The sequence below is a fragment of the Halodesulfovibrio marinisediminis DSM 17456 genome, from assembly GCF_900129975.1.
In the GTDB taxonomy this organism is placed as follows: Bacteria; Desulfobacterota; Desulfovibrionia; order Desulfovibrionales; family Desulfovibrionaceae; genus Halodesulfovibrio; species Halodesulfovibrio marinisediminis.
This window is the reverse complement of record NZ_FSRG01000003.1, coordinates 416,074-422,726: the sequence shown is the minus strand read 5'-3', so window position 1 is coordinate 422,726 and position 6,653 is coordinate 416,074. Positions and strand designations below refer to the sequence as shown.

Here is a 6,653-nt window from a genome sequence, read left to right as displayed (position 1 = left end):
TTCTTGGTAGCGGGGACAGGATTTGAACCTGCGGCCTTCGGGTTATGAGCCCGACGAGCTACCGAGCTGCTCCACCCCGCGCCATCGTATATCTTTTTCAAAATCTCAGAAACGAAACCTGAAAAGCAATTGTAATTCAGTTAATTCTGAATCTATACTCTATACCAAGCCTTGCTGGATAAAGAGAAAATGGCAGGGGCGGAGAGATTCGAACTCCCAACATCCGGTTTTGGAGACCGGCGTTCTAGCCGTTGGAACTACGCCCCTGTATCTTTTGATTGGTAGCGGGGACAGGATTTGAACCTGCGGCCTTCGGGTTATGAGCCCGACGAGCTACCGAGCTGCTCCACCCCGCGTCATCGTATACTTGATCTTCTCAGCATCTGCTCTTGCGAGCATACGCATTTTGAAGTCGTAAAAAAAGATTCAGACAAATTCGCTGAATCTGTATTTTTAACCTTTCGTTAACTGGCAGCACCTTACTGTGCGCGCCATGAAACGAAGTTAATGGCAGGGGCGGAGAGATTCGAACTCCCAACATCCGGTTTTGGAGACCGGCGTTCTAGCCGTTGGAACTACGCCCCTGCATCTTTTTTGATTGGTAGCGGGGACAGGATTTGAACCTGCGGCCTTCGGGTTATGAGCCCGACGAGCTACCGAGCTGCTCCACCCCGCGTCATCGTGAGAGAGCTTCTATGCCTATTATCTCTCCCTGTCAACAGCAGTTTGCAATTAATTTTATTTTTTACACAAATAACAAGGCTGATACCGGATGACTCAATGGAATAATGTTCTATCCGTATTTACAAGCCGAACCAATCACCTTATACCATGCGCATGACAAATATTAATTCTCTATCTATAATTGTACCTGTATTTAATGAAGAAGATAATCTTCCACTCCTCTTCAATGAAATAAAAAAGGCACTCTCCCCACTCGACAAAGAATGGCAAGTAATTTTTGTCGATGACGGCAGTTCTGACAACAGCCTTCAGGTTATCCGCTCCATGAGCGAAGAGCATCCTGAAGCAAAGTACGTTGCGTTTGCCGAAAACTGTGGCCAGTCTGCTGCGTTTAAAGCAGGTTTTGATGCTGCAGATACTGACGTTGTTATTACTATCGATGCAGACCTGCAGAATGACCCTGCGGATATTCCAGCCCTTCTTCGCGAATACGAACGTGGTTACAACATGGTAATCGGTTGGCGCCATAAGCGTCAGGATACATTGCAGAAAAAGGTTGCTTCTAAAATCGGCAATGCAATCCGTAACAAGCTAAGCCGCGAAACTGTAAAAGATACCGGTTGCTCCCTTAAAGTTATGGATACCAAAATGGTTCAGCAGATCCCTATGCTTACCGGCATGCACAGATTCCTGCCTACACTTATGAAAATGCAGGGTGCAACAGTATCTGAAGTACCAGTTAACCACAGACACCGTCAGCATGGCGAATCCAAATACGGTATCCTCGACAGAGCAAAAGCGACTATTCTTGATTTGTTAGCTATTCGCTGGATGCAGAGCCGCCATTTCCGTTACTATATTAAAGATCACAACTTATAAATCGTACTTTCCGCGCAGGTAACTGCGCATATGCTCTATCCCTCGACCAACTGCGTGGTGATCGTTTCATCAATGCAGGGGAAATTATGTCTTCAAGTCAAAAAAAAGTTTTTATCAACCTTGCAGTGATTGGACTGCTGGTTGCCGTTGTACTCACACTACGCAAACTCGGCATTGCCGAGGTATTAGAGCCTGAGTGGGTCGATACATACATTCGGAACACAGGAATACAGGGGGTTGCCCTGTTTATCGGAATCGCCGCCATGCTCACAGGCATGGGGATTCCAAGACAACTTTCTGCCTTTTGTGCAGGATACGCTTTTGGCGCCGTGCACGGATTTTTAACTGCCATTACGGCTGTTACACTCGGCTGCATATGCTGCTTTTGGATTGCACGCCTTCTGGGTCAGGAAACCATTAACCGCAAATTTCCAAACCATCTGCAAGGCATTAACGGCTTCCTGCATAGCTCACCGTTCCAAACAGCAATGATTGTACGCCTGCTTCCCGTCGGCAGTAACCTAGCTACAAACGTTATCGCCGGAGTAAGCAACATTCGCCCGCTGCCATTTGTGGCTGGTTCTTCTTTCGGCTATATGCCGCAGACTCTCATTTTCTCTCTTTTGGGAAGTGGCGTCACAGTAGAACCAGTACTCCGTACCAGCATAAGTGCAGCACTTTTTATACTCTCTTCCGCCCTCGGCGTGCGGTTGTATAAAAAATACCGCGCTCTTTCTTCCCAGTTTGAGCAGAACATTTAAATTCGAAGAAGTCAGTATCCAGCGAAAAGCTGTCACAAGTAAGGTTCCTCTTGAGACTGGTGACACTATCCGCAGCACCGCACAACTACGGTTCCAACTCTTGAGTGCAAACAAATATATTTCTGTTATCAGAGCATTCATTTGGAAAAAATCTTTTTATTACTGATTCTTCGAAATACTATTTTCATCACCGTACAAAAAAAGGGTGGAGTTCAAACTCCACCCTTTTTTACTTTCTAGGCAATGTGATTACAAAAACTATTATTTGAGAACGTCCTCCACAAGCATCCCGGAATCACGCTTCAGATTCATAATTCGATCATAAGACTGACGAATCCGCTCTATAGAAATTTCACCAGCATGCACTGCCCACATAAGCGCCGTTGTCAGCTTCGAGACGATTTTCGGATCATATGCCAAATTATTTCCTACAAGCAGAATATCACATCCGGCCTGCACAGCTTTTATGGCCGTTTCATCCATTGAATACTCGTTAGTAATAGCACGCATTTGCAAATCATCTGTTACCACCACACCGCCATAGTTAAGCTCTTCACGGAGTAATCCGGTAACAACTTTACGGGACAATGAGGTTGGAAAATCCGCATCCAATTTTTGATGATACAAATGCCCTACCATAACAACATGCTGCGGTTCCTTGCCGAGCACGTCAGAGTAAGGAAGAAGCTCTTTCTTTGACCATGTCGTGGTTATGTCCGGCAGTCCCTTATGCGAATCTGAAAGAGAACTTCCATGACCAGGGAAATGCTTATAACCAGCGATAATTCCATGTTGTGCCATGCCTTGTGCAAACGCATGCCCGTATGTCGCAACTTTTGCAGGATCATCGCTGAAACTTCGCTCAAGAGCTCCAATCACAGGCGAGTTCGGGTTCACATTAACATCAAGTACCGGAGCAAAATCCATATTAATGCCAACGTCTTTCAAATACGCCCCCGTGCGCTCTCCTGCAGCAACGCTTTCGCTTACAGGAAGCTCACCCAGTTTCTGCGCAGAGGGAGTCCCTCCTAAACCATGTATAGGCTTAAACCGTGAAACACGACCGCCTTCCTGATCAATAGCAACAAATAACGGAATATTTGAAGCATCCTGCAATGCGCTTATAAGATCACGCACTTGTTTCTTGCTTACGATATTACGTACAGCCTGCGGTCGCAGACAATCTTTTTCAAATAATATCACACCGCCAATCTGATGCTGCTTTATGTCCTTTAACAACACATGGGCAGCGGTAGCACCCTCTCCGCGAAAGCCGACCATGATCATCTGCCCGATCATAGTCTTTAAAGAAATGTCCTGAGACGAAAAGGGAACAACCTTAGCAGCAAAGCTCGGCGTTGCAAGCAATAGAGCCAGCAAACAGAGCGCTACAATTTTCTGCATACTATATCTCAACTCCAGGTCTGATCTGGCATTTCACACGAATATTTCTACCAACGGTGCCATAATCGCCAACCATATTGAACGACTGTTCTTCAGTTACTTCTATGTCATCAACACCAATGGCTATATTTCGCTGTGCAAAATAATTCATCAACGCTTCTTTTGCGTCCAGCACAGCATCGAGTAATTTATACGTTGAAGGAACCCTGCGTCGCTCTCCGACGACAGGAATAAACAACGTCCGCGCTTCGGTATCTGCAAACAGTTCCAACTCAAATGTCGGCTTAGTCATGGCCGCACCGATAGCGTTGGCAACAGCGTATTGCGGAACTGTCTCCACAGGCATTTGTAATTCTTCAGCGAGCAGCTTCTGGAAAGCCTCTGCCGGTCCACCCATTATGCTCACCAAATCCGGTACAATTTCATCTCCACGCAAAATTTCCCGGATGGTGTACACAGGTGTACTATTCACTTCTTTAATAAACTCATGCACTGCGCGTGATATTGTTTTTACAGCAAGTGTCATGGCAGATTCTGCCAGAGCTGACGGCTTCATACCACACTCTTCTGCGAGCAGCTCTATTCCCTTACGGCTGGAATCAACATCACCGAACGAAGCGTGACCGCAGTAGATAAGTGCATCCATCAATGCAGGAGTACTTCCGCCTTCAGCCATGCAGACGCCGTTACGTTCCGGCCCTACACGCAATGATCCCGCTGAATAATGTAGCGCAGAATCTCCTCCCACACCGATAGAACAAGTTTTCAAGGCATGAACTAATGTGGGAAAGCTACCAACAGCAATCCCGTCTTTTTCAACAAGCGGTGAACATGCCACTAGCAGAGCGATATCCGTGGTCGTCCCACCGATATCCAAAATAAGCGTATCCTTCTCCTGACCCTGTTCATCTTTCCCGCAAACACATTGCTGGGCAAGAACACCCATAACACTGGCGGCAGGACCAGAAAGGATAGACTCCACAGGAAGCTCACGGGAGCGCTCAAGCGGCATGGTGCCACCATCTGCTTTCAAAATATTTACAGGAGCTGTAATGCCTTTTGCGCGAACACCTGCCTCTACTGCATCTGCAAAATTGTTGTAGAGCCGCCAAACCGCAGAATTATAGTAGGCAGTTGCAATACGGCGTGGAAAATCCAACTGACCGGAAAATCGATGCCCCAGCGAAATGACATCACTTTTTGATGCGATGGTTTCAGCAATAAACTCTTCATGCGAAGGGTTACGTGTAGAAAATTTACTAACAGCAGCAAAAACAGTTACGCCCGCCGCAACACATTTATCAAGGGCTTCCACAATCTCATTTTCCGGAACAGAAGCAATTTCTTCACCTCTGTGATCAATGGAGCCTTTGACAGGGAAATAAAATTTACCAGTCTGGAAATTATAAGGATCAATGCCGGGACCTGAAGAAACAATCACACCAACTTCATCAGTGCGACCTTCAACGATAGCATTGGTAGAAAGCGTTGTTGATAAATTAAGGCGAGTTACCTCTTCTGGAGAAACTGCCTCAAGTACAATCTCAAGAGCGCTCAGCACGGATGATAATAAATCATCATGCACTGTAGCCACTTTTCCAGAGGCAACCACTTTCCCACTCTCAACTGCCACTGCGTCAGTATGTGTACCACCGACATCAATACCAATAAGCATGGTTTCCTCCTTTAATATTTCGTAGAAAATTCAGTGTATGCAAAAAAGGCAGACAATGCCAAGTAATGAGTCATTGTCTGCCCTGTAGTATCGGATAAAAAACAGATTACAATTCGTCGCCTTCCAACATCAGAATAGCAAGACGAATAGCTTCTCTAAAGCTATTGGTGTGGGCAATGTCTTTGCCTACGATATCAAAACCAGTTCCGTGATCAACAGAGGTACGCACAAACGGCAAACCAAGGGTTACGTTAACAGCCTCTGAAAAATGGAGAAGTTTAAGCGGAGCAAGTCCCTGATCATGGTACATTGCCACAACTGAAGAGTATACACCGCGCGCTGCTTTGTGGAACAAAGTATCCGCAGGGAATGGGCCATCTACATTCATACCCATTTCCTGAGCCTTGCGCACAGCAGGAGCAACAATTTCCTGATCTTCTGTCCCGATCTTGCCGGACTCACCAGCATGCGGGTTCAAGCCGCAAACAGCAATCGGACGATCACCTTGTCCAATCTGCTTCATAAACTCATCAGTTAATCTGAAGGTACGCAACAAACGCTCTTCAGTAATCATATCTGCAACATCACGAAGTGCAGGATGGGTTGTTACGAGGCTTACCCGCAAAATTTCGCCGCACAGATGCATGCACACTTCATCATCAGAAAGTCCTGCATAGCGTGCCAAAAATTCTGTGTGACCAGGAAAGTCAAAGCCTGCTTCCTGCAACATTGCTTTATGTAATGGTAATGTTACCATACCTGTGGCAATACCGTCAGTAATGCACTGACATGCTGCCTGCAAAGATTCACCGGCAATAAACCCGCCTTCTTTAGTGGCTTCACCGACAGTAACAGGTACATCACGGATTGACGCAGGCTCATACAGGTAGACACCATACGCTTTACTGGCAACTTCACGTGGAGATTCAACAGTCTCCCAGAACGGGTCCATATTGAGTCGCTCGGTATGCGCAAGCAGAGAAGCAGCGGAGCCGATCATAATAATCGGACGCTTCGCCGCAATAAAGATATCTTCTCCGAACAGACGACAAGCCAGTTCCGGCCCAAGTCCGTTTGCATCACCAAGTGTAATTAGAAGCGTTTTTTTCGGCATAACAAACTCGAATTAGTATATAGTCAGTAATGACCAATGTCCCACCATTCAGAACAGGACTATACACAATTAAGCCTCATTCTGAAATGCGGGATAAAATTAGGCGCTTTCCTTCTGCCTGTCCAGAAGCAAGGCA

Annotated in this window: 5 protein-coding genes and 5 tRNA genes; 2 read left to right on the top strand and 8 right to left on the bottom strand. The window is 46.3% G+C overall.

Annotated features, from left to right (window positions below; translation table 11 throughout):
* Positions 1 to 4 precede the first annotated feature (4 nt).
* The 5 genes from BUR09_RS02120 to BUR09_RS02100 all read right to left on the bottom strand — a co-directional run bounded on the left by BUR09_RS02120 (position 5) and on the right by BUR09_RS02100 (position 676).
* Positions 5 to 81: transfer RNA gene (locus tag BUR09_RS02120), tRNA-Met, on the bottom strand.
* A gap of 109 nt (positions 82 to 190) precedes the next feature.
* Positions 191 to 267: transfer RNA gene (locus BUR09_RS02115), tRNA-Trp, on the bottom strand.
* A 12-nt stretch (positions 268 to 279) separates the two neighbouring features.
* Positions 280 to 356: transfer RNA gene (locus BUR09_RS02110), tRNA-Met, on the bottom strand.
* A 152-nt stretch (positions 357 to 508) separates the two neighbouring features.
* Positions 509 to 585 (bottom strand) — tRNA-Trp (locus tag BUR09_RS02105).
* 14 nt (positions 586 to 599) lie between these two features.
* Positions 600 to 676 (bottom strand) — tRNA-Met (locus tag BUR09_RS02100).
* A 161-nt stretch (positions 677 to 837) separates the two neighbouring features.
* Here BUR09_RS02100 and BUR09_RS02095 point away from each other — a divergent pair.
* Together BUR09_RS02095 and BUR09_RS02090 are read left to right on the top strand one after the other, a co-directional pair.
* The gene (locus BUR09_RS02095) at positions 838 to 1,563 is read left to right on the top strand and encodes a glycosyltransferase family 2 protein (protein WP_074215766.1); all 726 of its coding nucleotides are present in this window, start codon (positions 838 to 840) and stop codon (positions 1,561 to 1,563) included.
* Between the two features lie 86 nt (positions 1,564 to 1,649).
* Entirely contained in the window at positions 1,650 to 2,324 is a 675-nt protein-coding gene (locus BUR09_RS02090) for a TVP38/TMEM64 family protein (RefSeq protein ID WP_074215302.1), read from the top strand.
* A 261-nt stretch (positions 2,325 to 2,585) separates the two neighbouring features.
* Here the strand turns inward: BUR09_RS02090 and BUR09_RS02085 are convergent, their stop codons facing one another.
* From BUR09_RS02085 to pdxA, 3 genes are all read right to left on the bottom strand, one after another.
* Positions 2,586 to 3,728, bottom strand: coding sequence for a glycoside hydrolase family 3 protein (locus BUR09_RS02085; RefSeq protein ID WP_074215301.1), 1,143 nt, complete (start codon positions 3,726 to 3,728; stop codon positions 2,586 to 2,588).
* 1 nt (position 3,729) lies between these two features.
* Positions 3,730 to 5,403 (bottom strand): hydantoinase/oxoprolinase family protein, encoded by a 1,674-nt coding sequence (locus BUR09_RS02080; protein WP_074215300.1) that lies wholly within the window; start codon positions 5,401 to 5,403, stop codon positions 3,730 to 3,732.
* A 106-nt stretch (positions 5,404 to 5,509) separates the two neighbouring features.
* Positions 5,510 to 6,517, bottom strand: coding sequence for a 4-hydroxythreonine-4-phosphate dehydrogenase PdxA (pdxA, locus tag BUR09_RS02075; protein ID WP_074215299.1), 1,008 nt, complete (start codon positions 6,515 to 6,517; stop codon positions 5,510 to 5,512).
* Positions 6,518 to 6,653: the final 136 nt, after the last annotated feature.